General features: G+C 67.9%; 24 protein-coding genes. 12 read left to right on the forward strand and 12 right to left on the reverse strand.

Annotated elements, in window-relative coordinates; all coding sequences use genetic code 11:
* The first annotated feature begins 329 nt into the window (after window positions 1-329).
* From WS96_RS04570 to WS96_RS04580, 3 genes are all read left to right on the forward strand, one after another.
* Entirely contained in the window at window positions 330-653 is a 324-nt protein-coding gene (locus WS96_RS04570; protein WP_059830940.1) for a hypothetical protein, read from the forward strand.
* Window positions 647-925 carry a hypothetical protein gene (locus WS96_RS04575; protein ID WP_059830942.1) on the forward strand — a complete coding sequence of 93 codons (279 nt, stop codon included), beginning with the start codon at window positions 647-649 and terminating at the stop codon, window positions 923-925. The genes WS96_RS04570 and WS96_RS04575 overlap by 7 nt, the downstream gene beginning before the upstream one ends.
* A gap of 67 nt (window positions 926-992) precedes the next feature.
* Window positions 993-1,364 (forward strand): hypothetical protein, encoded by a 372-nt coding sequence (locus WS96_RS04580; RefSeq protein ID WP_257127937.1) that lies wholly within the window; start codon window positions 993-995, stop codon window positions 1,362-1,364.
* A 24-nt stretch (window positions 1,365-1,388) separates the two neighbouring features.
* Here WS96_RS04580 and WS96_RS04585 read toward each other — a convergent pair whose 3' ends face one another.
* The gene (locus WS96_RS04585) at window positions 1,389-1,925 is read right to left on the reverse strand and encodes a LysR family substrate-binding domain-containing protein (protein ID WP_373557850.1); all 537 of its coding nucleotides are present in this window, start codon (window positions 1,923-1,925) and stop codon (window positions 1,389-1,391) included.
* Window positions 1,926-2,016: 91 nt separating this feature from the next.
* Between WS96_RS04585 and msrB the strand changes: the two genes are divergently transcribed.
* The 4 genes from msrB to WS96_RS04605 all read left to right on the forward strand — a co-directional run bounded on the left by msrB (window position 2,017) and on the right by WS96_RS04605 (window position 6,611).
* On the forward strand, window positions 2,017-2,547 hold the full coding sequence (gene msrB / locus WS96_RS04590; protein ID WP_034209418.1) for a peptide-methionine (R)-S-oxide reductase MsrB: 531 nt from the start codon (window positions 2,017-2,019) through the stop codon (window positions 2,545-2,547).
* Between the two features lie 35 nt (window positions 2,548-2,582).
* Complete coding sequence (locus WS96_RS04595; protein WP_059830947.1) at window positions 2,583-4,445, forward strand: cytochrome c biogenesis protein DipZ; 1,863 nt, start codon at window positions 2,583-2,585, stop codon at window positions 4,443-4,445.
* Window positions 4,446-4,500: 55 nt separating this feature from the next.
* The gene (gene msrA, locus WS96_RS04600; protein WP_059830972.1) at window positions 4,501-5,244 is read left to right on the forward strand and encodes a peptide-methionine (S)-S-oxide reductase MsrA; all 744 of its coding nucleotides are present in this window, start codon (window positions 4,501-4,503) and stop codon (window positions 5,242-5,244) included.
* Window positions 5,245-5,495: 251 nt separating this feature from the next.
* Entirely contained in the window at window positions 5,496-6,611 is a 1,116-nt protein-coding gene (locus WS96_RS04605; protein ID WP_034209420.1) for an aromatic ring-hydroxylating oxygenase subunit alpha, read from the forward strand.
* Window positions 6,612-6,632: 21 nt separating this feature from the next.
* On the opposite strand, the gene WS96_RS04610 is transcribed toward WS96_RS04605, so the two are convergent.
* The 8 genes from WS96_RS04610 to WS96_RS04645 all read right to left on the reverse strand — a co-directional run bounded on the left by WS96_RS04610 (window position 6,633) and on the right by WS96_RS04645 (window position 17,199).
* Window positions 6,633-7,022, reverse strand: coding sequence for a cytidine deaminase (locus WS96_RS04610; RefSeq protein ID WP_027786232.1), 390 nt, complete (start codon window positions 7,020-7,022; stop codon window positions 6,633-6,635).
* A gap of 19 nt (window positions 7,023-7,041) precedes the next feature.
* Window positions 7,042-8,358: a thymidine phosphorylase gene (gene deoA / locus WS96_RS04615; RefSeq protein WP_059830949.1), complete on the reverse strand. Its 1,317-nt coding sequence runs from the start codon at window positions 8,356-8,358 to the stop codon at window positions 7,042-7,044.
* Window positions 8,359-8,426: 68 nt separating this feature from the next.
* Window positions 8,427-9,701, reverse strand: a complete 1,275-nt coding sequence (locus WS96_RS04620; protein ID WP_059830950.1) for a NupC/NupG family nucleoside CNT transporter — start codon at window positions 9,699-9,701, stop codon at window positions 8,427-8,429.
* 248 nt (window positions 9,702-9,949) lie between these two features.
* Window positions 9,950-11,407, reverse strand: a complete 1,458-nt coding sequence (gene hydA / locus WS96_RS04625) for a dihydropyrimidinase (RefSeq protein ID WP_059782473.1) — start codon at window positions 11,405-11,407, stop codon at window positions 9,950-9,952.
* 65 nt (window positions 11,408-11,472) lie between these two features.
* Window positions 11,473-12,981 carry an NCS1 family nucleobase:cation symporter-1 gene (locus tag WS96_RS04630; RefSeq protein WP_059830952.1) on the reverse strand — a complete coding sequence of 503 codons (1,509 nt, stop codon included), beginning with the start codon at window positions 12,979-12,981 and terminating at the stop codon, window positions 11,473-11,475.
* A 100-nt stretch (window positions 12,982-13,081) separates the two neighbouring features.
* A complete protein-coding gene (preA, locus tag WS96_RS04635; RefSeq protein ID WP_059830954.1) occupies window positions 13,082-14,398 on the reverse strand; it encodes an NAD-dependent dihydropyrimidine dehydrogenase subunit PreA in 1,317 nt (438 codons plus the stop codon).
* A 55-nt stretch (window positions 14,399-14,453) separates the two neighbouring features.
* Complete coding sequence (locus WS96_RS04640) at window positions 14,454-15,791, reverse strand: NAD(P)-dependent oxidoreductase (RefSeq protein ID WP_059830955.1); 1,338 nt, start codon at window positions 15,789-15,791, stop codon at window positions 14,454-14,456.
* 127 nt (window positions 15,792-15,918) lie between these two features.
* Window positions 15,919-17,199: a Zn-dependent hydrolase gene (locus tag WS96_RS04645; protein ID WP_059830957.1), complete on the reverse strand. Its 1,281-nt coding sequence runs from the start codon at window positions 17,197-17,199 to the stop codon at window positions 15,919-15,921.
* A gap of 320 nt (window positions 17,200-17,519) precedes the next feature.
* On the opposite strand from WS96_RS04645, the gene WS96_RS04650 reads away from it, so the two are divergent.
* On the forward strand, window positions 17,520-18,212 hold the full coding sequence (locus tag WS96_RS04650) for a TetR/AcrR family transcriptional regulator (RefSeq protein WP_059830958.1): 693 nt from the start codon (window positions 17,520-17,522) through the stop codon (window positions 18,210-18,212).
* A gap of 109 nt (window positions 18,213-18,321) precedes the next feature.
* On the opposite strand, the gene WS96_RS04655 is transcribed toward WS96_RS04650, so the two are convergent.
* Genes WS96_RS04655 through WS96_RS04665 form a run of 3 tightly spaced genes read right to left on the reverse strand, consistent with a single transcriptional unit; the run spans window position 18,322 to window position 21,979 of the window.
* Complete coding sequence (locus tag WS96_RS04655; RefSeq protein WP_059830960.1) at window positions 18,322-19,512, reverse strand: acetyl-CoA C-acetyltransferase; 1,191 nt, start codon at window positions 19,510-19,512, stop codon at window positions 18,322-18,324.
* 18 nt (window positions 19,513-19,530) lie between these two features.
* The gene (locus WS96_RS04660) at window positions 19,531-20,298 is read right to left on the reverse strand and encodes a 3-hydroxyacyl-CoA dehydrogenase (RefSeq protein ID WP_059830962.1); all 768 of its coding nucleotides are present in this window, start codon (window positions 20,296-20,298) and stop codon (window positions 19,531-19,533) included.
* Between the two features lie 13 nt (window positions 20,299-20,311).
* Window positions 20,312-21,979: an acyl-CoA synthetase gene (locus WS96_RS04665; protein WP_059830963.1), complete on the reverse strand. Its 1,668-nt coding sequence runs from the start codon at window positions 21,977-21,979 to the stop codon at window positions 20,312-20,314.
* 143 nt (window positions 21,980-22,122) lie between these two features.
* Here WS96_RS04665 and WS96_RS04670 point away from each other — a divergent pair, with 143 nt between their 5' ends.
* From WS96_RS04670 to WS96_RS04685, 4 genes are all read left to right on the forward strand, one after another.
* Complete coding sequence (locus tag WS96_RS04670) at window positions 22,123-23,127, forward strand: AraC family transcriptional regulator (protein ID WP_059830965.1); 1,005 nt, start codon at window positions 22,123-22,125, stop codon at window positions 23,125-23,127.
* Window positions 23,128-23,366: 239 nt separating this feature from the next.
* Window positions 23,367-23,966 (forward strand): hypothetical protein, encoded by a 600-nt coding sequence (locus WS96_RS04675; protein ID WP_059830967.1) that lies wholly within the window; start codon window positions 23,367-23,369, stop codon window positions 23,964-23,966.
* 55 nt (window positions 23,967-24,021) lie between these two features.
* Window positions 24,022-24,393 (forward strand): nuclear transport factor 2 family protein, encoded by a 372-nt coding sequence (locus WS96_RS04680; protein WP_059830969.1) that lies wholly within the window; start codon window positions 24,022-24,024, stop codon window positions 24,391-24,393.
* A 144-nt stretch (window positions 24,394-24,537) separates the two neighbouring features.
* Window positions 24,538-25,002: a GNAT family N-acetyltransferase gene (locus WS96_RS04685; RefSeq protein WP_179949913.1), complete on the forward strand. Its 465-nt coding sequence runs from the start codon at window positions 24,538-24,540 to the stop codon at window positions 25,000-25,002.
* The last annotated feature ends 244 nt before the right edge of the window (window positions 25,003-25,246 follow it).

Below are 25,246 nucleotides of genomic sequence, written 5' to 3' on the forward strand. Positions count from 1 at the left end.
CGGCAAGCGCGCTTCAAGAGGGCGACGAAAGCGCATATGTAACAAAATGTTTCAGGCCGAAAACCGCGTTCGTCCGGCCGTCGCGCGTCTCGCGATGCCGCGCGACGCGCGACGGTGCGGCCTCGACGGTCGCAGCGCCGGGCCGCGCGAATCGTCGCAAAACGGCGCTTGAAATCCGCGCTTGCCATCCTATTTTGGTATCGCTCAAGCAGCCGCGGCTTACGCGCTGCGTGTTTCGATTTGTTTGTCAGCGAGGCCTCTCGCGGATCGACGAACTGGAGCGCGTGGTCCGGTTCGTCCTCCGTGCGAGGTCCAACCGGGAGCGAATCATGAACGATCCTTTCTTTACCTCCGATCGACTGACGGAAGTCGGCCGCCGGCCACGACGCATCGTCCGCGTCGTCGCGGGTCTGTCGGCCGGCCTGCGGGTCGCGCGCAACGGCAACGGTCGCTTCGCGCCGATCGGTGCCCGAGTACGCGCCGCGCGCAAACCGCTCGCGTTGCGTCGCACCGACCCACCCGCCGCGATCGGCCGACCGAAGCTGCCGCGCCGTCGAGTCGCCACCCGCGGACGCGCGCTGCACCATATTTCGTTTTTCTTCGCCACGCCTGCCGGCGGCGGTTCCGTGCGCGACGGGAGGCGGCCATGCTGAGCCCGCACGAATTCGCGACGCTGATGCTGGTGTGCGAGGCGCCGGACCAGCTCGACATGAATCGCGCCGAACTCGATGCGTTGCTCGAACGACAACTCGTCATGCTCGAACATGGCGCCCCCGGCCGTCGGCGCGCATATCTGACGAAGAAGGGCCGATCGATCCTCCACGCGCTCGGAGCCGATACCGGTTTCCGCCGCAGCCAGGACGCGACGGCAGAGCGCGACGGTCGGCATGCGGCGCCCGTGTCGCTCTCGGACGAGGCCGGATGACGCGAGGGCCGGGGCAGCAGCGCGGTGCCGACGGGTAACGGCACGGGGTGTCGTCGCCAGGCCAGCGATGGACCATTCCCTCCGCTTCGTGGAAGCGGATCGACGGCTCGGCCTCTCCGCCACGTCTTTGCTGATCGTGCTCGCCGTGTTCTCGCCGCTCTTCGCCATGATGGCGATGCTGCCGCTGCTTGGACTGGCGCTGAACGGAACATCGTCCGTGCTCTATGGCGTCGTGCCGGAACTGGCCGGTGTCGGCAAGCGCGAGCAGGCGTTCGCGTTGTTCTATACGGGCACGATCGGCGGCAGCGCGCTGTCGCCGGTGCTTTTCGGCCGTCTCGGCGACATCGCGGGCGTCCCGACCGCGCTGCTCGCGCTGGCCTCGATCCTGCTGTTGACACTGCCGTTGTCGTGGTACGTGCAGAAGGGCCTGGAAGCCTAGCCGGCCGCACCTAGCCAGCCGCGCCTAGCCAGCCGCGGCCGACCTGACGAACTCGATGAACTGCCCGACGCAGGTCGACGAGAACGGTTCGGACCATGTGACGACCAACTCGAGAACGTGCGGCGTCGCCAGCGGCACGTAGGCGACGCCCGAGCGTTGTAGCGTCGACGTGAAGCCGGGCACGATGGCGACGCCGCGTTCCGCTGCCACCAGCGACACCAACGTCGTCATCTGCGATGCGGTAGGCCTTATCTGCGGCGCAACGCCCTCCTGGGCGCACAGATCCTCGAGCGCCGCATTCAGCGCGGAACCGTAACCCGCCGGGAACGTGACGAAATTCTCGTTGACGAGTTTGCTTGCCGGACATCGAGATCTTGTCGCCCAGGCCCGCGTATCCCAAGCAGGGCCTACCCACACCGCGAACATTAAAAAGACACTAAAGAGTCGCGGTTCGCGCAGGATTTCCGTGGAAGTTTCCGGACCATCAATTCCCCGCAAACCCTTGCCGGACATGGCTCGTACGGATTTCAGCCGCACTGACCGGAACACCGGGTAAATCATCACGATTCATTTAACTTTCCGTGAGGACTTCGACACCGGCCGCCACCTACGATGGGCGCATGTTTTCAGGACCCGCTTCCAGGAGCCCATCATGCCCACCCGCAGACACCTGCTGTTCGCCGGCGCCACCGGCCTCGCCGCGCTCGCGGCGCTGTCGTCCGCCGGCCGCCGCGCGCTGGTCGGCCGCGCGTTCGCCGCGCCGCCGGCCGGCTCGCCCAAAGCCGCTCCTTTCGAGATCACGCACAGCGACGCCGAATGGCATCGCCGGCTCACGCCCGCCCAATACACGGTCCTGCGCGAAGCCGGCACCGAACGGCCGTTCAGCAGCCCGCTGAACGACGAGCACCGGCACGGCACGTTCGCGTGCGCCGGCTGCGACCTCGCGCTGTTCTCGTCGGCCACCAAGTTCGACAGTCATACGGGCTGGCCGAGCTTCTGGAAACCGCTCGACCACGCAGTCGGCACCGACACCGACGCGTCGTTCGGGATGGTCCGCACCGAGGTGCACTGCCGCCGCTGCGGCGGCCATCTCGGCCACGTGTTCGACGACGGCCCGGCGCCGACCGGCCTGCGCTACTGCATGAACGGCGTCGCGCTCGCCTTCCACCCGGCCGCCGCCTGACCAGGCCCCACTCCCGTCCGACTGGAGAACGCACCATGCTGCTCATCGTCCTTGCCTATCTCGGCGGCGTGCTCACGATCCTGAGCCCGTGCATCCTGCCCGTGCTGCCGTTCGTGTTCGCGCGCGCCGACCAGCCGTTCGTGCGCACCGGCCTGCCGCTGCTCGCCGGCATGGCGCTCACGTTCGCCGTCGTCGCGACGCTCGCCGCCGTCGGCGGCGGCTGGGTCGCGCAGGCCAACCAGGCCGGCCGCTGGATCGCGATCGTGCTGCTCGCTGTGTTCGGCCTGACGTTGCTGATGCCGCGCTTCGCGGAACACCTGACGCGCCCGCTCGTCGCCGCCGGCAACCGGCTCACCGGGTTCGCGCAACGCGACGGCCGCCCGGCCGGCCCGGCGTCGTCGCTGCTGCTCGGCGTCGCGACGGGCCTGCTGTGGGCGCCGTGCGCGGGCCCGATCCTCGGCCTCGTGCTGACCGGCGCCGCGCTGCGCGGCGCGAGCGTCGGCACGACGCTGTTGCTCGTCGCGTATGCGGCCGGCGCGGCGACGTCGCTCGGCGTTGCGCTCGTGATCGGCGGCAAGGTGTTCGCCGCGATGAAGCGCTCGCTCGGCGCCGGCGAATGGATCCGGCGCGGGATCGGCGCGGCGCTCCTGGCCGGTGTCGGCGCGATCGCGCTCGGTCTCGACACGGGCGCCCTCGCGCAACTGTCGACCGTCACCACCGGCGGGCTCGAAACGAAACTCGTCGACCGCCTCGGCGGACGCTCGAACGGCGCGCCGGCGGCAACGGTCGCGACCGGCGCCACCGACAACGCGACGGGCAGTGCAATGATGGCCGCCGCAACAACCGACGGCGCGCAGGCCGGCGGCGGTGCGATGGCCGCCGGCGCGATGATGCGTGCGGCCGGCGCCACCGCGGCCGCGCTGCCGGTCGAAGGCACGCTGCCGTCGCTCGACGGCGCGGTGCAGTGGCTGAACTCGCCGCCGCTGACGGCGGCCGGGCTGCGCGGCAAGGTCGTGCTGGTCGACTTCTGGACGTATTCGTGCATCAACTGCCTGCGCACGCTGCCGTACACGACCGCGTGGGCGCGCAAGTATGCGCCGTACGGGCTCGTCGTGATCGGCGTGCACGCGCCGGAGTTCGCGTTCGAGCGCGACATCGGCAACGTGAAGAAGGCCGTGCACGACCTCGGCATCGACTACCCGGTCGCGATCGACAACGGCTATTCGATCTGGCGCGCGTTCAACAACGAATACTGGCCCGCGCACTACTTCATCGACGCGCAAGGACGGATCCGTCATCACCACTTCGGCGAAGGCGAATACGCGCAATCGGAACGCGCGATCCAGTCGCTGCTCGCCGAAGCCGGTCATCCGGACGCGCTGAACGTGCCGCTCGGGCTCGCCGGCGCGCCCGCGAAGGGTGCGCTCGCGGCCGCCGACAGCGCGGACGTCCGTTCGCCCGAAACCTATGTCGGCTATGCGCGCGCGGAAAGCTTCGCGTCGCCGGGCGGCGTCGTACGCGACACGGCGCACCGCTACGACGTGCCGGCCTGGCCGGATCTCAACGGCTGGGGCCTCGCGGGCACGTGGAACGTCGGCGCCGAACGCGCGTCGCTCGCCGCGCCGGATGGCCGGATCGTCTACCGCTTCCATGCGCGCGATCTGCATCTCGTGCTCGGCCCCGGCACGAACGGCCGGCCCGTCCGCTTTCGCGTGACGCTCGACGGCGCGGCGCCCGGCGCCGCACATGGCGCCGACGTCGACGCGCAGGGCTACGGCACCGTCACCGGCCAGCGCCTGTACCAGCTCGTTCGACAGCCCGGCGCGATCGCCGATCGCACGTTCTCGATCGAGTTCCTCGATCCGGGGGTCGATGCGTATGCATTCACTTTCGGTTGATCGCGGCCGCCGCATTTCTGGACACATTTCTCGACGCATGTCGAAGGAGCAAAAGATGAACCCGATCCCTATTCGCGATGCCGCCGCACGACGGCGTGCGGCCATGCTGCGCCGCATCGGCGCCATCGCCGTCGCGGCAGCCGCCGTGTTCGGCTACCCGCGCATCGTCAACTCCGCCGAGCCGATGCGCACCGTGCCCGCGCCGGCGCTCGACGAAACGCCCGGCGCGTCGCACGACGAGACGGCCGTCCTCGCCGGCGGCTGCTTCTGGGGTGTCCAGGGCGTGTTCGAGCACGTGAAGGGCGTGAAACAGGTCACCGCAGGCTACGCGGGCGGCGCGTCCGAAACCGCGCACTACGCGCTGGTCGGCTCGGGGCTGACGGGGCACGCGGAATCGGTGCGCATCGTCTACGACCCGACCCAGATCACGTACGGCCGGCTGCTGCAGGTATTCTTCTCGGTCGCGCACGATCCGACCGAACTGAACCGGCAAGGCCCCGACGAAGGCCCGCAGTACCGGTCCGCGATCTTCCCGACCACCGCGCAGCAACGCGCGGTCGCGACCGCGTACATCGCGCAGCTCGGCGCCGCGCACGTGTTTCCGGCGCCTGTGGTCACGCGCGTCGAGGCGTACAAGGGGTTCTATCCGGCCGAGGCCTATCACCAGAACTACCTCGAACTGCATCCGGATGCGCCGTATATCGCGTTCAACGACCTGCCGAAGGTCGCCGGGCTGAAGCAGCGCTTCCCGGCGCTGTACCGTGCCGACGCGGTACTGTGGCGCGAAGCGCGCTCGTGAGCCGCTTGCGAGCCGCTCGCGACCACCGCCCGGCTGCGTGACGGGATGCCGCCCGCCGCACAGCCGCGGCGGCCCGCCCCGCCACGCACCGGCGGCTGCCCTCTTTGCGCCGCATCAACGAATCGGTGCGCGCGATGGCGGGGCAAACCCGCATCGCGTCCGCCGCGGCCGGCAACTTCGCGTAGACTTCTCCTGATCCTCGCCGCATGACGCGGCGTCCGGACCACCCGCCAAGCCAGGAGGCGTCACGCATGCGCGCAGTGCCCTTGCCTGACAGCAATACTCTCGAAGAACCGTCCACCGGCGCGGTCGTACGCGACCTGCGCCGCGTGCCCATTCATCCGGATCACTGGTACCCGCTCGCGTGGTCGCGCGAACTCAAGCGCGGCAAGACGCTCGGCGTGCGCTTCGCCGGCGACCCGATCGTGCTCGTGCGCACCGAATCGGGCGCCGTGTATGCGCTCGAAGATCGTTGCGCGCACCGCCAGGTGCCGCTGCACGCGGGCGTGGTGAGCGGCGAGACGCTGCGCTGCTGCTACCACGGCTGGACCTACGCGTGCGACAGCGGCCGCTGCGTCGACGTGCCCTACCTCGGCCGCGAGCGCTTGCCCAACGGCGTGCGCGCGTATCCATGCCGCGAAGCGCACGGGCTGATCTTCGTGTTCCCGGGCGACGCCACGCTCGCCGAAGCACGACCGTTCCCCACGCTCGAATCCGCGGACAACCGCGCATACAAGACGCGCCGCTTCGGCCGCGAGGTCAAGTGCCACTACTCGTTCATGCACGAAAACCTGATGGACATGAACCATCAGTTCCTGCATCGCAAGCAGATGGGGCAGATGCGCGCGCGCTCGGTGGGCCGCCGCCGCGGCGACGACTGGGTCGAGGTCGACTACACGTTCGCGCGGATGGAAGGCAAGCAGCCGGTCGGCGAGGCGCTCGTGTTCGGTTCGAGCAAGAAGCCCGGCGACCAGGCCAACAAGAGCGTGATGACGGTGCGCACCGGCTATCCGTACCAGACGCTGCAGATTCGCTCGAGCGAAGGCACGCTCGTGATGGATCTGTGGATCGTCTACGTGCCGCTCGACGCCGAGCAGCGCACCAACCGCACGTTCGGGCTGCTGTCGATCCACAAGCCCGGCATCCCGTTCGCACTCGATCTCGCATGGCCGCTGCTCGTGTGGTTCACCGAGCGTATCTTCCGCGAGGATCGCTGGATCGTCGAACGCGAACAGGAAGCGCACGATCGCCAGGGCGCCGACTGGAACCACGAAGTGTTTCCGGTCATCAACGAGTTGCGCGACCTGCTGCGCCAGTGTGGCGCACGCACCGTGATCCCGATCCGCGACGCCCGCGACAGCGCGTAAGGCGCCGCCTGCGGCGCGCCGTTACAGCGTAAACGCGCCCGGCAGCAACGCGCGGGCCGTCGTGATCTCGACGGCCCCTTTCAGGTTGGCGAGAATCACTTCGATGTCGGGCTTGCCGATCTCGATGATCACCTGACGACATGCGCCGCACGGCGCGATCGGTCCGTCCGTGTCGCCGACGACCGCGAGCCGCGCGAAATCGCCCGGCCGATAACCGGCGGCGATCGCCGCGAACAGCGCCGTGCGTTCCGCGCAATTGCACAGTCCGTACGACGCGTTCTCGACGTTGCAGCCGTGGAAAACCGTCCCGTCGCGCGCCTGCAGCGCCGCGCCGACCTTGAAGCGCGAATACGGCGCATACGCGCGGTCGCGCGCCGCCTTCGCCTGTTCGATCAGTTCGTCTCGTTCCATCGAGGTCTCCGCGGCAGGGTCAGCCGATCTGCCGGTAAAGGGTCGGCGGCGCTTCGCCGGTCTCGCCGAGTACGTAGCTGCGGCGAATCGCATCCGCCGCATGGGCCGCGGCCGCTTCGTCGCGGGCATGCACGAAGCCGAGCGGCTCGCCGGCCCCGATACGCTGCCCGATCTCCGCGAGCGCCGACAGGCCGACGCTGACGTCGATCGCGTCCTCCGCGCGCGTGCGGCCGCCGCCGAGCGCGACCACCGCCAGCCCGAGCGCGCGGCAATCGACGCGCTGCACCACGCCGCCCGCGGGCGCCGGAACCGGCACGATCACCGCGGCCCGCACCAGATGCCGCGCGGGTGCGTCGATCAGGTCGGCAGGGCCGCCGAGCGCGACGACCATGCGCGCGAAACGCTCGGCCGCCGCGCCCGAATCGAGCGCGCGCTGGAGCTGCTCGCGCGCGTGAGCGGCGTCGCGCGCCAGCCCGCCGGTGACGAGCAGTTCGGCCGACAGCGCCATCGTCACGTCGTGCAAGCGCGCGGGGCGCGACTTGCCCGTCAGGTAGTCGATCGCGCACGCCACCTCGAGCGCGTTACCCGCGCACGGCGCGAGCGACTGGTTCATGTCGGTGAGGATCGCGGTCGTCTTCATGCCGGCGCCGTTGCCGACGTCGACGATGCTGCGCGCCAGTTCCGCCGATTTCTCCGGAGTCGGCATGAACGCGCCGGAGCCGACCTTGACGTCCATCACGAGCCCGTCGAGCCCTGCCGCGAGTTTCTTCGACAGGATCGACGCGGTGATCATCGCGACCGATTCGACGGTCGCCGTCACGTCGCGGATCGCATAGATGCGCTTGTCGGCCGGCGCGAGCCGCGCGGTCTGCCCGATGATCGCGACGCCGACCTCGCGCACCGTGCGGCGAAACGCGTCCGTATCGGGCATCACGTCGTAACCGGGAATCGCGCTGAGCTTGTCGAGCGTACCGCCGGTATGGCCGAGCCCGCGCCCCGAGATCATCGGCACGTAGCCGCCGCACGCGGCTACCATCGGCCCGAGCATCAGCGACACGACGTCGCCGACGCCACCCGTCGAATGCTTGTCGATCACCGGCCCGCCGAGATCGAGCGCACGCCAGTCGAGTACGTCGCCCGAATCGCGCTGCGCGAGCGTCAGCGCGACGCGTTCGTCCGTGCTGAGGTCGTTGAAATACACGGCCATCGCGAACGCGGCCACCTGGCCCTCGGTCACGCTGCCGTCGGTCACGCCGCGCACGAACGCGGCCATGCCGTCGCGATCGAGCGGCTGCCCGTCGCGCTTCCTGCGAATGAATTCCTGCGGTAGAAACATCGTTGCCTCGCTTCGATCGATCGGAGTCTACTGCATGGCTTGGAGCCTGTTATCGGCGTGAACAGGCGCTAATGCAGCGAGAAAAACAGGCCGGCAATCGCCGCGCTCATCAGGTTCGACAGCGTCGCCGCCGTCAGCGCGCGCAAGCCGAGCCGCGCGACGTCCGAGCGGCGCTCGGGCGCGACCGCGCTGAAGCCGCCCGCGAGAATCGCGATCGACGAGAAGTTCGCGAAGCCGCACAGCGCGAACGACACGATCGCGAGCGTCTTCGCGTCGAGCACCTGGAGGCCGGCCGCCGCCGCGTGAGCACCGCCCTTCAGGTACGGCGACAGGTCGCCGTACGCGACGAATTCGTTGAAGATCAGCTTCTCGCCGATGAAGTTGCCGGCCAGCGCCGCATCGTGCCACGGCACGCCGATGATCCACGCGAGCGGCGCGAACAGGTAGCCGATGATGCCGACCAGCGTGACCTGTGGAAAGCCCGCGAACGCGGCCGCGCCGCCGACGATCAGGTTCATCAGTGCGATGAGCCCGACGAACGCGATCAGCATCGCGCCGACGTTGATCGCGATCCGCAGGCCGACCGATGCGCCGGATGCGGCCGCCTCGATCACGTTGGCGGCCCGCTTGTCGTCGAAATCGAGGCCGTCGACCACCACGCGGCTCGGCTCGACGGTCGGAAACAGCAGCTTGCCGAACAGCAGCCCGCCCGGCACCGCCATGAACGATGCGGCGAGCAGATACTCCATCTTCACGCCGAGGCCGGCGTAGCCGACCAGCACCGAGCCCGCGACCGACGCCATGCCGCTCGCCATCACCGTGAAGATCTCGGCGCTCGTCATATTGCGCACGAACGGTTTCACGAGCGCGGGCATCTCGCTTTGCCCGAGGAAGATCGTCGCGACGGCCGAGCACGCCTCGATGCGGCTCACGCCGAGCACTTTCGCGAGCCCCGCGCCGAGGATCGCGACGATCCACTTCATCACGCCGATGTAATACAGCACCGAGATCAGCGCGGTGACGAAGATGATCATCGGCAGCACGCGCAGGCCGAACACGAATCCGCCATCGCCGAACAACTGGAACATCCGCGCGTCGACCAGCCCGCCGAACACGAACGCGATGCCGTGATTGCCCATGTCGAGCACGCGATTGACGCCGTTCGCGGCCGCGGCCAGCGCCGCGCGCCCCGACGGCACGAACAGCACCAGCGCACCGATCGCGAACTGCGTGAGCAGCGCGGCGATCATGGTTCGCACGCTGACCGCGCGGCGGTTGTTCGACAGCAGATACGCGACCAGCAACAGAAACAGCATACCGAGGAGACTGCGCAGAATATCCACCTTGTGCTCCTTTCTCACTATTTGAACTGTTCGGCGGGCGACCCGTGCCCGCGACCCGCGTGATCGGGTGGGTGGATGTTACTCGCACGATACGTGCGCCGGCAACGTCGCCAAAATCGTCGACATCAATGGCATCGATCGTTTCTATTTTCGTGCTTCGACTGCTTGATCAGTTATGCTATGTACCTGCCTAAAATGCGCGCGGGACGTGCCGTTCGAACGGACACGTCCCGCACGACACGCGTCGTTCAACCCGCGCGTTCGACCGGATGCGGCTCGCGCAGACGGTTCGCGATCCGTGCCGCCTCGTAGTAGCCTGCCCCCGGCGGGCGCTTCAGGTAACGGCCCGCGCCGCGCACCGCGCGCAATTCGCCGTCGGCCCACGCGAGTGCGCCGCGCGTAAGCGTGTGCGTCGCGACACCCTGCACGGTCATCCCCTCGAACACGTTGAAGTCGACCTGCTGATGATGCGTCTTCACCGAAATCGTCTTCGTCGCGGCCGGGTCCCACACGACGAGGTCGGCATCGGCGCCGACCTGCACGGCGCCCTTGCGCGGATACAGGTTGAAGATCTGCGCGGCGTTCGTCGACGTGATCCGCACGAATTCGTTCGGCGTGATTCGGCCATGATTCACGCCGTGATGCCACAGCACCGACATGCGATCCTCGACGCCGCCGCAGCCGTTGGGGATCTTCGTGAAATCGTTGCGGCCCATCGCCTTTTGCGATGCGCAGAATACGCAGTGGTCGGTCGCCGTCGTATGCAGCTGCCCCGACTGCAGCCCGCGCCACAGCGCCTCGCGATGCTCGGCCGAGCGAAACGGCGGGCTCATCACGTGGGCCGCCGCGCGCGTCCAGTCCGGATCGCGATAGACGGCCTCGTCGATCACGAGATGGCCCGGCAACACTTCGCCGAACACACGCAGCCCTTCGCTGCGCGCGCGCGTGATCACATCCACCGCGTCCTTCGCCGACACGTGCACGATATACACGGGCACGCCCAGCACCTGCGCGATACGGATCGCGCGGTTCGCGGCTTCGCCCTCCACCTCCGGCGGCCGCGACAGCGGATGCGCCTCCGGCCCCGTCATGCCGCGCGCGAGCAGTGCCTTCTGCAGTTGGAACACGAGTTCGCCGTTCTCCGCATGCACGGTCGGCAACGCACCGAGTTCAAGCGAACGCGTGAAGCTGTTCACGAGAATCTCGTCGTCGGCCATGATCGCGTTCTTGTACGCCATGAAATGCTTGAAGCTCGACACGCCGTGCTCGCGCACGAGCGTGCCCATGTCGCGGTGCACGCTGTCGTCCCACCACGTCACGGCGACGTGAAACCCGTAGTCGGACGCCGACTTCTCGGCCCAGCCGCGCCATTCGCGGAATGCATCCATCAGCGGCTGCTTCGGGCTCGGAATCACGAAGTCGATGATGCTCGTCGTGCCGCCCGACAGCCCGGCAGCGGTGCCCGAATAGAAATCGTCGCTCGCGGTCGTGCCCATGAACGGCAGTTCCATGTGCGTATGCGGATCGATGCCGCCCGGCATCACGTACTGGTCGTGCGCGTCGACGACGGTCGCGCCGGCCGGCGCGTCGATCCGCTCCGCAATCTGCAGGATCGTGCCGCCGTCCTGCGGGTCCGCGCAGAGTACGTCCGCACGATAGGAACGGTCCGCATCGACCACGGTGCCGCCACGAATCAGGATTGCCATTTCGTTGCCTCCTCGTTGACTGTCGGGTGCCGCATGCCGCGCGCGAGTCGCCTCCGGCTCGCGCGTCATGCGCTCGCGATCTGCGCGCGCTGTCCGGCGCGCCGCTTCATCCAGGTGCCGTACACGCCGGACGCCAGCACGAGGCCGACGAACCACGCGTACGTGTAAAGCGTGTTGAAGAACGCCGGCACGTTCGGGAACGACGCCGGAAACGCCGTATGCAGGAAGCCCGGCAGGTTCGGCAGCACGCCGACCGCGAGCGCGACCAGCGCGGCCGGGTTCCAGCCGCGCGCGTAGCTGAAGTCGCCGCCCTCGTCGAACAATGCGCGCGTATCGAGCTGCGTGCCGCGAATCAGGAAATAGTCGACCATCAGGATGCCCGCGACCGGCCCGAGCAACGCCGAATAGCCGACGAGCCAGGTGAAGATATAGCCGTCCGTCGTCGCGAGGATCTTCCACGGCATCATCACGATCGCGATCGTCGCGGTGATCATCCCGCCCGCGCGGTACGAGATCGCCTTCGGCCACAAACTCGAAAAATCGTAAGCAGGACCAACGAGATTCGCGGCGAGGTTGCAGCACATCGTGTCGAGCGTGAGGATCACGAGCGCGATGCCGACACCGATGCCGGTCATCCGGCTCGTCAGGTCGATCGGATCCCAGATCGCGTTGCCGTAGATCACGACGGTCGCCGACGTCACGACGACCGACACCACCGACAGCAGCGCCATCGGCAGCGGCAGCCCGATCGACTGCCCGATCACCTGGTCGCGCTGCGAATGCGCGAAGCGCGTGAAATCGGGGATGTTCAGCGCGAGCGTCGCCCAGAAGCCGACCATTGCGGTCAGGCCCGGCCAGAAGGTCGCCCAGAACAGCCCGGCCTTCTTGCCGCCCGCCGCGAACTGCGACGGCGCCGACAGCATCGAGCCGAACCCGCCCGCCTTCGACGTCGCCCACCACACGAGCGCCACGCACATCACGACCTTGATCGGCGCGGACCAGCTTTCGAGCCAGCGGATCGAATCGGTGCCGTGCAGGATGAAGTACAGTTGCAGTGCCCAGAACACGAGGAAGCACGCGAGCTGCCCGAACGAGATGCCGACGAGCGGCAGCGCCGCGCCGTGCAGCGCATTGCCGGTCAGGATGTTCAGCAGCGTGTAGATCGCGCTGCCGCCGAGCCAGGTCTGGATGCCGTACCAGCCGCAGGCGACGATCGCGCGCAACAGCGCCGGCAGCTTTGCGCCCTGCGTGCCGAACGACGCGCGCACGAGCACCGCGTATGGAATTCCGTGCTTCGCGCCCGCATGGCCGATCAGCAGCATCGGCACGAGCACGATCAGGTTGCCGAGCAGCACCGTCGTCACCGCCTGCCACGGCGACATGCCTTCCTGGATCAGCCCGGCCGCGAGCATGTACGACGCGATGTTCATCACCATCCCGACCCACAGCGCCGCGAAGTGGTACCACTTCCACGTGCGCTGCGCCGGCGTCGTCGGCGCGAGGTCGTCGTTGTACAGGCTGCCGCCGTGCGCCGCGGCGCTGTCGGGATCGGCGGGATTCGCTGCGGATTTCATCGATCGCACTCCACGAAAACGTCGGCGCCGGCATCGTGCGATGCCGGCCCGATGAAACGAAAAGCGGCGGCGCGGCACCTCCCGCGCCACCGGCCACCGGTCAGGCCGCCTTCGCGTGCTTCTCGGGCACGGCCGCCGGGCCGCCGCTCGCACCGGCATCCGCGCTCGCCGGATTGTTCGGATGCGTGGTCCAGTTCGCGTAGTCGCCCGAATCGACGCGCTCCATCGTGATGCACTGCTCGACCGGACACACATGCATGCAAAGATTGCACCCGACGCACTCCGAATCGATCACTTCGAAATGCCGCACGCCGTCCTTCGTCGCCGTGATCGCCTGATGCGACGTGTCCTCGCATGCGATATGGCACAGCCCGCACTGGATGCAGCGGTCCTGGTCGATGCGCGCATTGATGTCGTACTTCAGGTTCAGGTATTTCCAGTCGGTCACGTTCGGCACCGCGCGGCCGCGGATGTCGTCGAGCGTCGCGTAGCCCTTCTCGTCCATCCAGTTCGACAGCCCGTCGGCGAGATCCGACACGATCCGGAAGCCGTAATGCATCGCGGCGGTGCACACCTGCACGCTGCCGGCGCCGAGCACCATGAACTCGGCCGCGTCGCGCCATGACGAGATGCCGCCGATGCCCGAGATCGGCAGGTTCGGCGTTTCGGGGTCGCGCGCGATCTCCGCGACCATGTTCAGCGCGATCGGCTTGACCGCCGGGCCGCAATAGCCGCCGTGCGTGCCCTTGCCGTCGACGGTCGGCACCGGCGCCATCTGGTCGAGATCGACCGCGACGATCGAGTTGATCGTGTTGATCAGCGACACCCCGTCCGCGCCGCCCTTGTACGCGGCGCGCGACCCCATCCGGATGTCGCTGATGTTCGGCGTGAGTTTCACGAGGCATGGCAGCTTCGTGCCTTCCTTCACCCAGCGCGTGACCATCTCGACGTATTCGGGCACCTGCCCGACCGCCGCGCCCATCCCGCGCTCGCTCATCCCGTGCGGGCAGCCGAAGTTCAGCTCGACCGCATCGGCGCCGGTATCCTCGACGAGCGGCAGGATCCATTTCCAGTCGCGCTCGTTGCACGGCACCATCAGCGACACGATCAGCGCGCGGTCCGGCCAGTCGCGCTTCACCTGCGCGATTTCTCTCAGGTTCACGTCGAGCGGACGGTCGGTGATCAGCTCGATATTGTTCAGCCCCGCGATGCGCTGGCCGTTCCACTGCACCGCGCCATAGCGCGAACTGACGTTGACGACGTGCGGATCGAGCCCGAGCGTCTTCCAGACGACGCCGCCCCAGCCGGCCTCGAACGCGCGATTGACGTTGTAGGCCTTGTCGGTCGGCGGCGCGGACGCCAGCCAGAAGGGGTTCGGCGAAGTGATGCCTGCGAGAGTGCAGCGAAGATCGGCCATGTTCGGCTCCGTGAGAAGGGGGTCGTGTTCGGTGTGCCGGCGGTGCGCCGCGCGTTCATGCCGCCTTCGCGGCGCGCGCGGCGAGCGTCGCGTCGATCGACGCGGCCGCGCGCTTGCCGTCCTGCACGGCCTGTACCGTGAGGTCGACGCCGTCGGTCGCCGCGCAGTCGCCGCCGGCCCATACGTCCGGCAGTGCCGTGCGCCCGTCCGCATCCACCGCGATACGCGCGCCGTCCGCGGTCAGCAACGTGGCGGCGATACCGTCCGGCACGAGCGTCTGGCCGATCGCCTTCAGCACCATGTCCGCGTCGACGGTGAAGCGCTCGCCCGATGCGGCCTCGAATTCGACGCCCGTCACCTGCCCGTTCGCGCCCGCCATGCGCACCGGCTTCGCGTGCGTGACGAGCGCGACGCCGCTCTTCTGCGCGAACTCGCGCTCGGCCCACGTCGCGCTCATCGCGTCCACGCCGCGCCGGTACACCATCGTCACGCGCTCGGCGCCGAGCTTGCGGCTCTGCACCGCCGCATCGATCGCCGTATTGCCGCCGCCGATCACGACCACGCGCCGCCCGACCGGCACGTTCGCGAGCTCGTCGGCCTGCCGCACCTGCTCGATGAAATCGACCGCATTCATCACGCCGCCCAGTTGCTCGCCGTCGATCGCGAGCGCACGCACGCCGCCGAGCCCCATCGCGAGGAATACCGCGTCGTGCTGCTCGCGCAGCGCGTCGAGCGTCACGTCGCGTCCGAGCGCCACGCCCGTTTCCAGCGTGATGCCGCCCACCGACAGCAGCCACTCCACCTCGCGTTGCGCGAAGTCGTCGACGGTCTTGTATGCGGCGATCCCGTATTCGTTGAGGCCCCCGGCCTTCGGGCGCGCGTCGAACAGCGTGACGCGGTGCCCGGCGAGTGCGAGCCGGTGCGCGCATGCGAGCCCGGCCGGCCCCGCGCCGACCACCGCCACCCGGTGGCCCGTCTCGGGCGCGCGCCGGAACTGCACCGCGCCCGTCTGCATCGCCCAGTCGGTCGCATGCCGCTGCAGCGCGCCGATCGCGACCGGCTGCGCATCCTGATGGTTGCGCACGCATGCACCTTCGCACAGGATCTCCGTCGGGCACACGCGTGCGCACATCCCGCCGAGTGGATTCGCGGACAGGATGTCCATCGCCGCGCCTTTCAGGTTGCCGTTGCCGATCTTGCGGATGAAGCTCGGGATGTCGATCTGCGTCGGGCACGCGTGCACGCACGGCGCGTCGTAACAGTAATGGCAGCGGCTCGCGGCGGCCGCCGCGGCAGTCGGATCGAGCAGCGGCGCGATATCGGCGAACTCGCACGAGAGTTGCGTGGACGACAGGCGATGCGCGGCGATATCGCCGGTTGGCTTGGTGGTCATACGCGTTCCTTCGACTGGGTGGAGACAAAGCCGTCCCCGCCGGCTGCGAATGCACAGTCGGGGCGGTCATGCTTAGGCCTGCGAATTTCAAACGACAGGCAGCCTCGCGGCTGCTACGGTCGGTCCGTCATGAAGCCGGCTCGCATGCGCGCGACAGCATCGCGTGCAGCAACACGTTCGCGCCGGCCTCGATCCATGCGGGCGTCGCGTCCTCGATCTCGTTGTGGCTGATGCCGTCGACGCAGGGCACGAACACCATCGACGTCGGCGCAACCTGCGCCAGATAGCACGCGTCGTGGCCCGCGCCCGACACGATGTCGCGATGCGAGTAGCCGAAGCGATCGGCCGCGTCGCGCACGGCCGCCACGCAGGCGGGATCGAACGCGACCGGCTTGTAATAGAAAATCTGCTCGAGTTCGGTGTCGAGCCCGATGTCGGCCGCGATGCGCGCGACGCCGTCGCGCAGCGCCGCATCCATCTTCGCGAGCACGGCGTCGTCCGGATGACGGAAATCGACGGTGAAGAACACGCGGCCGGGAATCACGTTGCGCGAGTTCGGGTGGACCTGCATCATGCCGACCGTCGCGCAACCGAACGGCGCATGATCGAGGCCGATCCGGTTGACGAGATCGACCACGCGCGACGCGCCGAGCAACGCGTCGCGGCGGCGCGGCATCGGCGTCGGTCCCGCGTGCGCTTCCTGGCCGGTGAACGTGATCTCGTACCACCGCTGCCCCTGCGCGTCGGTCACGACGCCGATCGTCTTGCATTCCGCTTCGAGAATCGGCCCCTGCTCGATATGCAGCTCGAATGCCGCATGCAGCTTGCGCCCGCCGCACGGCACGTCGCCCGCGTAGCCGATGCGCGCCAGTTCCTCGCCGATCGTCTTGCCGTCGACGTCCTTGCGAGACAGCCCGTATTCGAGCGGGAACACGCCCGCGAACACGCCCGACGCGACCATCGCGGGCGCGAAGCGCGAGCCCTCCTCGTTGGTCCAGATCACGACCTCGACCGGATGCTCGGTCTCGATGCCGTGATCGTTGAGACTGCGAATCACCTCGAGGCCGCCGAGCACGCCGTAGATGCCGTCGAAGCGGCCGCCGGTCGGCTGCGAATCCGCGTGCGAGCCCGTGACGACCGGCGCCGCGTCGGCCACGCGGCCCGCGCGGCGCATGAACACGTTGCCCATCGTATCGACCGTCACCGTGCAGCCGGCGGCCTTCGCCCAGCCGACGATCAGATCGCGGCCGGCCTTGTCGAGATCGGTCAGCGCGAGTCGGCACACGCCGCCTTTCGGTGTCGCGCCGATTTTCGCGATCTCCATCAGGCTCTCCCACAACCGCTTGCCGTCGACCTTGATCGACGTGTCGAAAGCTGCCCGCTTCACTGTTTCCGATACTGCGTTCATTCGTATCGCTCCTGTGGGGTCGGTGATGTCGTCGGCCCGGTCCGTGCCGGTGCACGCGAGGCCTGTTTCGGGGCACGCCGCCCGGATGCGGTGCATGCTCCGCCGATTCGCAAAACGCGTTAAAACCTGTCCGATTGGACAGGTTTTAGACGATCAAAATGACCAGCGCAACGTCTTTCTTGCGCGACGCACCTGAGCGAGAAACGTGCCATCGCAACGCAGCATCGCCGTGGAGCGGCGGCATCTCCGCGCGTGTGCGCGACGCGAATCAGCGGCTAGAATGAAGCCCAACGCGGCATGCCCGCCGCGCGAGGGTAACGATGAGACATGACGAGGCGACAATCGCAGCCACCGACCGGGACGAAACGCCGGCGCCTTTGCGGCGACGCAAGGCGCACATTCGCGAGTCCAACGAAGCGCATCTGCTCGCGTGCGCGGAAGCCGTATTCGCGGAACGCGGGCTCGCCGGCGCCAGCACCGCGATGATCGCGGAGCGCGCCGGCCTGCCGAAGGCGAACGTGCACTACTACTTCCCGACCAAGCTCGCGCTGTACCGCCGCGTGCTCGACGACCTGTTCGAGGACTGGCATCGCGCGGCCGGCTCGTTCGAGGCCGGCGACGATCCGGTGGAGGCGATCGGCGGCTACGTGCGCGCGAAGATGGCGCTGTCGCAGCGGCGCCCGCTCGGCTCGAAGGTCTGGGCCAACGAGATCATCCACGGCGCGGAGCACATGCAGGACATCCTGTCGCAACGCGTGAAGCCGTGGTTCGACACGCGCATCAAGGTGATCGAAGGCTGGATCGCGCGCGGCCTGCTCGCGCCGATCGACCCGCATGCGCTGATGTACCTGATCTGGGCGACCACGCAGCACTATGCGGATTTCGATGCGCAGATTCGCGCGCTGAGCGGCAAGCGCGCGTTCACGAAGAAGGCGTTCGACGAAAAGACCGAGCAGGTCGTTCAGCTCGTGATTCGCGCGTGCGGCGCGGTGTCGCCGAATGCGAAGTCGTAACGCGACGCGACGATCCGTCGAATAAAAACGGGCGGCGCGCACCACACGGGGAATGTTCCGTGCGATACGCGCCGCCCATGTCGGCGCTGGCTTGCGTGCGAACGATGCGTTACGCGATGCGCTCGATCGCGATGGCCGTCGCTTCGCCGCCGCCGATGCACAGCGATGCGATACCGCGCTTCAGGCCGTACGTTTCGAGCGCGGCCAGCAGCGTCACCATCACGCGCGCACCCGATGCGCCGATCGGATGCCCGAGCGCGCACGCGCCGCCGTGTACGTTGACCTTCTCGTGCGGCAGGTCGAGGTCGCGCATCGCGGCCATCGGCACCACCGCGAACGCTTCGTTGATCTCGAACAGGTCGACGTCGCGCAGGTTCCAGCCGGTTTTCTCCGACAGCTTGCGCAGCGCGCCGATCGGCGCGGTCGCGAACAGGCCGGGCTTGTCCGCATAAGTCGAATGCCCGACGATCACGGCCTTCGGCGTGAGGCCGAGGCGCTCGGCTTCCGAGCGGCGCATCATCACGAGCGCGGCCGCGCCGTCCGAGATCGACGACGCGTTCGCGGCCGTCACCGTGCCGCCGTCGCGAAACGCCGGCTTCAGCGTCGGAATCTTGTCGAGTCTCGCCTTGCCCGGCTGCTCGTCGATCGACACGACGCTTTCCGTCTTGCCGGCCTTCACGGTCACCGGCGCGATTTCCGACGCGAAATGCCCTTCGGCGATCGCGCGCTGTGCGCGCGTGAGCGATGCAATCGCAAACGCGTCCTGCGCGTCGCGCGTGAACTGGTAGGCCTGCGCGCAATCCTCGGCGAACGTGCCCATCAGGCGGCCCTTTTCATAGGCGTCCTCGAGCCCGTCGAGGAACATGTGGTCGAGCACTTGCCCATGCCCCATACGCATGCCCGCGCGCGCCTTCGGCAGCAGGTACGGCGCATTCGTCATGCTCTCCATCCCGCCCGCCACGGCGACGCTCGCCGACCCCGCCAGCAGCAGGTCGTGCGCGAACATCGCCGCCTTCATCCCCGAACCGCACATCTTGTTGACCGTGGTCGCGCCCGCCGCGAGCGGCAGGCCGGCCTTCAGCGCGGCCTGTCGCGCGGGCGCCTGCCCCTGCCCGGCCGGCAACACGCAGCCGAACACGATTTCGTCGATGCGTTCGGCCGGCACGTTCGCGCGCTCGAGCGCGGCACGAATCGCCACCGCGCCGAGGTCGCTCGCGCTGGCTGCCGCCAGGTCGCCCTGAAAACCACCCATCGGCGTGCGCGCCGCGCCCACGATTACGATCGGATCCTGAGTCGTCATGATTCGCTTCCTCCAGTGTCAGCGCGGTGCCATGCGCAACGCGCCATCGAGACGGATGACTTCGCCGTTCAGCATCGTGTTCTCGACGATGTGGCGCACCAGCGCCGCAAATTCTTCCGGGCGGCCGAGCCGCGGCGGGAACGGCACGCTCTTGCCGAGCGCGTCCTGCACGTCCTGCGGCATGCCGGCCATCATCGGCGTCGCGAAGATGCCGGGCGCGACCGTCACGACGCGAATGCCGAAGCGCGCGAGCTCGCGTGCGATCGGCAGCGTCATGCCCACCACGCCGCTCTTCGACGCCGCATACGCGGCCTGTCCGATCTGCCCGTCGAACGCCGCGACCGATGCCGTATTGACGATCACGCCGCGCTCGCCTTCCGCGTCGGCGTCCTGCTTCGACATCGCTTCGGCGGCTAGCCGAATCATGTTGAACGTGCCGACCAGGTTGATCGACACCGCGCGCGCGAAGCGGTCGAGCGAATGCGGGCCGTCGCGGCCCACGACCTTCTCGCCCGGTGCGACGCCCGCGCAATTGACGAGCACGTCGACACGGCCGAACGCGTCGCGCGCGGCGGCGACGGCCGCCTGACCGTCGGCTTCGCTCGTCACGTCGGTCTTCACGAACCGCGCGGCCGCGCCGAGTTCGTTCGCGAGGCTCGCGCCCGCCTCTTCGTTGACATCCAGCAGCACGGCCTTGCCGCCTTGCGCGACGACCATGCGCGCCACCGCGGCGCCGAGGCCGGAACCTGCGCCCGTAATCAGAAAAACGCGATCGTTGATATTCATTCGCAGTCCATAATCAGGGGTGAGCGGCCTTCTCGGCTTCCATCTTGCGCAACACGAAGCGCTGGATCTTGCCGCTCGGGGTTTTCGGCAGCGCGTCGACGAAGTCGATCGCGCGCGGATAAGCGTGAGCGGACAGCCGCCGCTTCACGTGCAGACTCAATTCCTCGGCCAGTTCCGACGTGCCGTCGAACCCTTTCGACAGGACGACGAACGCCTTCACGATTTCAGTGCGCTCGGGGTCGGGCACGCCGATCACGGCAGCCTCGTTGACGGCCGGATGCTCGATCAGCGCGCTTTCCACGTCGAACGGCCCGATCCGGTAGCCCGACGACGTGATCACGTCGTCCGAGCGGCCGATGAAGCTCACGGTGCCGTCCGGCTCCAGCTCGACGTTGTCGCCGGTCCGGTAGTAGCCGCCCGCGATCGCCGGCGTGTCCTGTTGCCAGTAGCCGGAGAACCACAGCAGCGGCGAGCGCGCGATGTCGATCGCGAGGGTGCCGGGCTCGCCGGGGCCGAGTTCGCGGCCGGCTTCGTCGAGCACCGCGACACGGTAGCCGGGCAGCGCGAGGCCGGCCGAGCCGACGTGCACGACATGCGTGAGGCCGTGATGGTTGTTCACGACCATGCCGAGCTCGGTCTGGCCGTAGTGATCGTGGATCGGCGCGCCGAGCGCCGCGTGGAACCAGCGCACGACTTCCGGATTCAGCGGTTCGCCCGCGCTGCTCACCACGCGCAGTCGGCCCTTCACGCGCGTGGCCGCTTCCGTCCCGGCCGCCATCAGCATCCGGTATGCGGTCGGCGAACCCGCGAGGCTCGTGATGCCGAGCCGGTCGATCACGTCGTACGTACTGTCGACCGTGAAGCTGCCCTCGTAGAGCGTCGTTGCATGGCCGAGCAGCAACGGGCCCGTGATCGCGTAATAAAGCCCGTACGCCCAGCCCGGGTCGGCGATATTCCAGAACCGGTCGGTGTTGCGCAGATCCACCGCTTCGCGCATGTACGCGCCGAACGCGAGCAACGCATACAGCGGCACCGGCACGCCCTTCGGCAGACCCGTCGTGCCCGACGTCGACATCATCATGAACAGGTCGGACCCCTTGCGCAGCACGGGCTCGAACCTGTCGGACTGCACCTCGAGCGCCGCCCGGAAATCGATGTCGCCGTCCGGCAGCGTATCGCTCGCTTCGCGCACCGTCGCGACCGGCGGGCAATCGGCGATTTCGTCGAGCTTCGCGCGATTCGCGACGTTGGTCACGACGAGCCGCGCACCGCTCATGCGCAGCCGATGCTCGATCGCCTTCGGGCCGAACGCCGTGAACAGCGGCTGGTACACGGCGCCCGCGCGCCACGTGCCGAGGATCGTCGCGACGAGCTCCGGTGTGCGCGGCAGCAGGCCGGCCACCACGTCGCCGGGCTTCACGCCCCGTGCGACCAGCAGGTTAGCGACCCGGGCCGACAACGCCTGCATCTGCGCGAACGTGAAGCGGCGGTGCTGCCCGGCGGCGTCGATCCAGTCGAGCGCGATCGCGTCCGCCTTCGCGTGGCGGTCGCAGCATTCGACACACGCGTTCAGGCCGCGCTCCAGATCGCCGTTCAGTTGCGCGGCGGCGGTCTCGATACTGAACCGGGCCACGGCGTCGGCATAGGCCGGCACCGGCCGGGCGGTAGCTCCTTCGGGCATGCGCGTCTCCTGTTCGTTATAGCCGCCGTCGAGCCAGAGCGCGACGGGGATACATCGATAGTAGACAGCCGCTACATTGCAATCAATGACAAACGGAATCTAGAATCGTGATCGTTTTTGCCATGCCGGGAGGGTGCTGGGAAATGGGGCCGCAGATGATTTCGCCGGATTTCGTCGACGATGCGCTCGCGTGCCTGCGCCGGCATGGTCTGCCGATCGCGCCCGTGCTGCGCACCGCCGGGCTGCCGGCGGCCGTGCACGCGTCCGTCACGCCGCAACAGTACGGCCGGCTATGGCTCGCGATCGCCGGCGCGCTCGACGACGAATTCTTCGGGCTCGCCGCGCGCCCGATGCGGCGCGGCAGCTTTACGCTGCTGTGCCATGCGGTGCTACATGCCGGCACGCTCGACAAGGCGCTGCGGCGCGCGTTGCAGTTCCTGCGGGTCGTGCTCGACGAGCCGCACGGCGAGCTTGTCGTGGCTGACGGGCAGGCGCAGATCGTGCTGGCGCAATCGGGCGCGCCGTACCCGGCGTTTGCGTACCGGACGTTCTGGCTGATCCTGCTCGGCGTCGCGTGCTGGCTGATCGGCCGGCGCATCCCGCTGCAGCGCATCGATTTCGCGTGCCCGAGCCCCGGCCAGCGCAGCGACTATCACCAGTTCTTCGGCGTCCCCGTGCATTTCGACCGGCCCGACAGCCGGCTCGCGTTCAATGCCGCATACCTCGCGCTGCCGACGATCCGTTCGGAGCAGGCGCTGAAGACCTTCCTGCGCGGCGCGCCCGGTAATCTGCTCGTGCGCTATCGGCACGACACGGGCTGGGTCGCGAAGACGCGCGCGCACCTGAAGGCGCGGCCGGCCGCCGAGTGGCCCGACTTCGACACGCTGGCCGTGTACCTCGACACGACGCCGGCGACGCTGCGACGGCGTTTGCGCAGCGAAGGGCAAAGCTTCGCGGCGATCAAGGACGAGTTGCGCGGCGCGCTCGCACAGTCGCTGCTGCGCGGGCACACGCTGAGCGTCGCGGAGATCGCGGCCGAGCTCGGCTTCACCGAGCCGAGCGCGTTTCATCGCGCGTTCCGGAAATGGACGGGCACGAGCCCCGGCGCCTATCGGCGCGACGTGCATGCGGCGGAAGCGGAGTCGTGAATGCCGGTGGGCGCGAGCGTCTCGTCGTGTGCCGTCGATACGCCCGGCTCTGCCTTTTTCCAGCCCCTTGCGCAAGGTCTGCTCGCCGAGATAGTTCTCGAGCGTCTTCGGCACGTGGCCGCCCTTGCGTTCCGGTGAGATTCTGCGTAGCGCTCACCGCACCACGGAGCGTGGCATGACGTTGCACCCCGTTCCGTCTGACCACATACTGGTCGGCCCGTCCGAACGAGGTTGCGTCGATGGTGAATACCGCTGAGAGCGCCGCTTCGATCTTCGGCGTGATCGGAACGGCCGTGTCGTTGCTGGCAGCGATTCCTTACGCGCTCGCGATCTACCGACGGACCGTTCGCCCGCATCTGTTCACGTGGCTCGTGTGGTCGGTCGTCACGGCGATCGCGGCCGCCGGCCAGTTCGTCGCGGGCGCGGGACCGTCCGCATGGTGCACGGCGGCGATTGCCGTCACATGCTTTCTGACGCTGATCGCCAGCCTGTTTCGCGGCGAGCGCGGCTGGACGGGTCTCGACTGGTTGTTCCTGTGCGCGGCGCTATCGGCCATTCCGCTGTGGATGCTGACCGACGATCCGACTGTGTCGATCTGCCTGGTTACGCTGATCGAGCTTGCCGGCCTCGGCCCGACCGTGCGCAAGACGATCCGCGATCCGTGGAGCGAGAGCTTCGCCTATTTCGCGCTGTGCGTGCTCAAGTACGCGCTGGCGTTGCTGGCGCTGAGCACATGGAGTGTCGCGGTCGCGTTCTATCCGGCCGTCAACCTCATCGCGTCGATCGGCATCTGCCTGGTGATGCTCGTCCGGCGTCAGTCGTTGTCGAATGCGCGGTAGGCTGCGTTCGTCGCCGCCGTACCGCTTCCCTTCCGAAAATGATGCGAGGCCTGACATGGATGCAATCCGTACCGTCATCGAACCCAGCGAAACTGCGCTCCGCGCCGCGATGCTGGCCAACGATGTCGACGTGCTCGACACGCTGCTGGACGACGATCTGGTGTTCACGGTCCCGACCGGCCAGGTCATCTCGAAAGACGACGACCTGGCCGCGCATCGCGCGAAGCTTCTGCGTCTCGACACACTCGACGTCCACGAGATGCGCGCAAGCGCGATCGACGGGATGATCCTGACCACGACGCGAGCGACCCTCATCGGTCGTTTCGATGGCACGGCATTCGCCGGCACGTTTGCCTATACGCGCCTGTGGCGTCGATCGGGCACCAACTGGCGGGTCATCGCAGGGCATGCATCGCAGGTCATGTAGCTGCGCCGAGCGTGTGCATGAGCCGCGTCAGGCAATGCTGCTGCGAGCGGGCCAGTTGCCGATCGAGCGGTGAGACGCCGCGATCCGGATGCTGCACTGATGAAATCGCCGACCACGGTGGTATCGGCCATGACGAGAGTCGAAATGAACGAGCTATTTACCGTGCGTCCTGCGCGTGCCGCGGACGCGGACGAACTCACGCAATTGGCGCGCCTTTCGAAGGCACATTGGGGCTATCCGAAGGAATGGCTCGACTTGTGGCAAAACGATCTTACGATTTCGCCGGAGACGATCGAAGGAGCGATCGGTTACGTCGCGGAATCGGGCGAGTCGATCATCGGGTTCTGGGTCCGAGCGTCATTGGATTCGGATAGACCGACGCGCGGATGGTTGTTCGTTCATCCCGATCACATGGGCCAGGGCATCGCCCGTGCGCTGTGGGAATCAGTTCGGGCCGAAGCCGCTGCGAGAGGAATCAAAAGCTTCGTGATCGAAGCGGATCCCAATGCTGCGCCGTTCTATCTGGCGCTGGGAGCTGAAAAGATTGGCGAACAGGAATCGAGCGCCATTCCGGGCAGATTTTTTCCGATCTTGCGGATCACGGTCTGACGAGGGCGTTGCGACGGAGAAATATCGGAATTCGGTCGGTCGGACCAGGGGCATGAAGACGTTTTCCACGCCCCAGGCTCGTGCCGGATAGCGCTTCGCCGGGCCTAGTGCACTTCCGCCGCGCCAATGCAAAAACCCCCGCCTGATCGGGCGGGGGTTTCTGGCTTAGGGAGCCTGACGATTACCTACTTTCACACGGGAATCCGCACTATCATCGGCGTAGAGTCGTTTCACGGTCCTGTTC

It is taken from the genome of Burkholderia sp. MSMB1835 (assembly GCF_001526365.1).
In the GTDB taxonomy this organism is placed as follows: Bacteria; Pseudomonadota; Gammaproteobacteria; order Burkholderiales; family Burkholderiaceae; genus Burkholderia.

Bases quoted from the DNA above. Each gene is read 5' to 3' on its own strand.
- WS96_RS04610 (WP_027786232.1), bottom strand. From the start codon at position 7,022: ATGGAACGAGACGAACTGATCGAACAGGCGAAGGCGGCGCGCGACCGC.
- WS96_RS04665 (WP_059830963.1), bottom strand. From the start codon at position 21,979: ATGCCCGAAGGAGCTACCGCCCGGCCGGTGCCGGCCTATGCCGACGCC.
- WS96_RS04680 (WP_059830969.1), top strand. From the start codon at position 24,022: ATGGATGCAATCCGTACCGTCATCGAACCCAGCGAAACTGCGCTCCGC.
- WS96_RS04575 (WP_059830942.1), top strand. From the start codon at position 647: ATGCTGAGCCCGCACGAATTCGCGACGCTGATGCTGGTGTGCGAGGCG.
- WS96_RS04685 (WP_179949913.1), top strand. From the start codon at position 24,538: ATGAACGAGCTATTTACCGTGCGTCCTGCGCGTGCCGCGGACGCGGAC.
- WS96_RS04570 (WP_059830940.1), top strand. From the start codon at position 330: ATGAACGATCCTTTCTTTACCTCCGATCGACTGACGGAAGTCGGCCGC.
- hydA (WP_059782473.1), bottom strand. From the start codon at position 11,407: ATGGCAATCCTGATTCGTGGCGGCACCGTGGTCGATGCGGACCGTTCC.
- deoA (WP_059830949.1), bottom strand. From the start codon at position 8,358: ATGTTTCTACCGCAGGAATTCATTCGCAGGAAGCGCGACGGGCAGCCG.
- WS96_RS04605 (WP_034209420.1), top strand. From the start codon at position 5,496: ATGCGCGCAGTGCCCTTGCCTGACAGCAATACTCTCGAAGAACCGTCC.
- WS96_RS04595 (WP_059830947.1), top strand. From the start codon at position 2,583: ATGCTGCTCATCGTCCTTGCCTATCTCGGCGGCGTGCTCACGATCCTG.
- msrA (WP_059830972.1), top strand. From the start codon at position 4,501: ATGAACCCGATCCCTATTCGCGATGCCGCCGCACGACGGCGTGCGGCC.
- preA (WP_059830954.1), bottom strand. From the start codon at position 14,398: ATGGCCGATCTTCGCTGCACTCTCGCAGGCATCACTTCGCCGAACCCC.
- WS96_RS04585 (WP_373557850.1), bottom strand. From the start codon at position 1,925: ATGATTTACCCGGTGTTCCGGTCAGTGCGGCTGAAATCCGTACGAGCC.
- WS96_RS04580 (WP_257127937.1), top strand. From the start codon at position 993: ATGGACCATTCCCTCCGCTTCGTGGAAGCGGATCGACGGCTCGGCCTC.
- WS96_RS04655 (WP_059830960.1), bottom strand. From the start codon at position 19,512: ATGACGACTCAGGATCCGATCGTAATCGTGGGCGCGGCGCGCACGCCG.
- msrB (WP_034209418.1), top strand. From the start codon at position 2,017: ATGCCCACCCGCAGACACCTGCTGTTCGCCGGCGCCACCGGCCTCGCC.
- WS96_RS04660 (WP_059830962.1), bottom strand. From the start codon at position 20,298: ATGAATATCAACGATCGCGTTTTTCTGATTACGGGCGCAGGTTCCGGC.
- WS96_RS04650 (WP_059830958.1), top strand. From the start codon at position 17,520: ATGAGACATGACGAGGCGACAATCGCAGCCACCGACCGGGACGAAACG.
- WS96_RS04670 (WP_059830965.1), top strand. From the start codon at position 22,123: ATGGGGCCGCAGATGATTTCGCCGGATTTCGTCGACGATGCGCTCGCG.
- WS96_RS04640 (WP_059830955.1), bottom strand. From the start codon at position 15,791: ATGACCACCAAGCCAACCGGCGATATCGCCGCGCATCGCCTGTCGTCC.
- WS96_RS04675 (WP_059830967.1), top strand. From the start codon at position 23,367: ATGGTGAATACCGCTGAGAGCGCCGCTTCGATCTTCGGCGTGATCGGA.
- WS96_RS04630 (WP_059830952.1), bottom strand. From the start codon at position 12,981: ATGAAATCCGCAGCGAATCCCGCCGATCCCGACAGCGCCGCGGCGCAC.
- WS96_RS04645 (WP_059830957.1), bottom strand. From the start codon at position 17,199: ATGAACGCAGTATCGGAAACAGTGAAGCGGGCAGCTTTCGACACGTCG.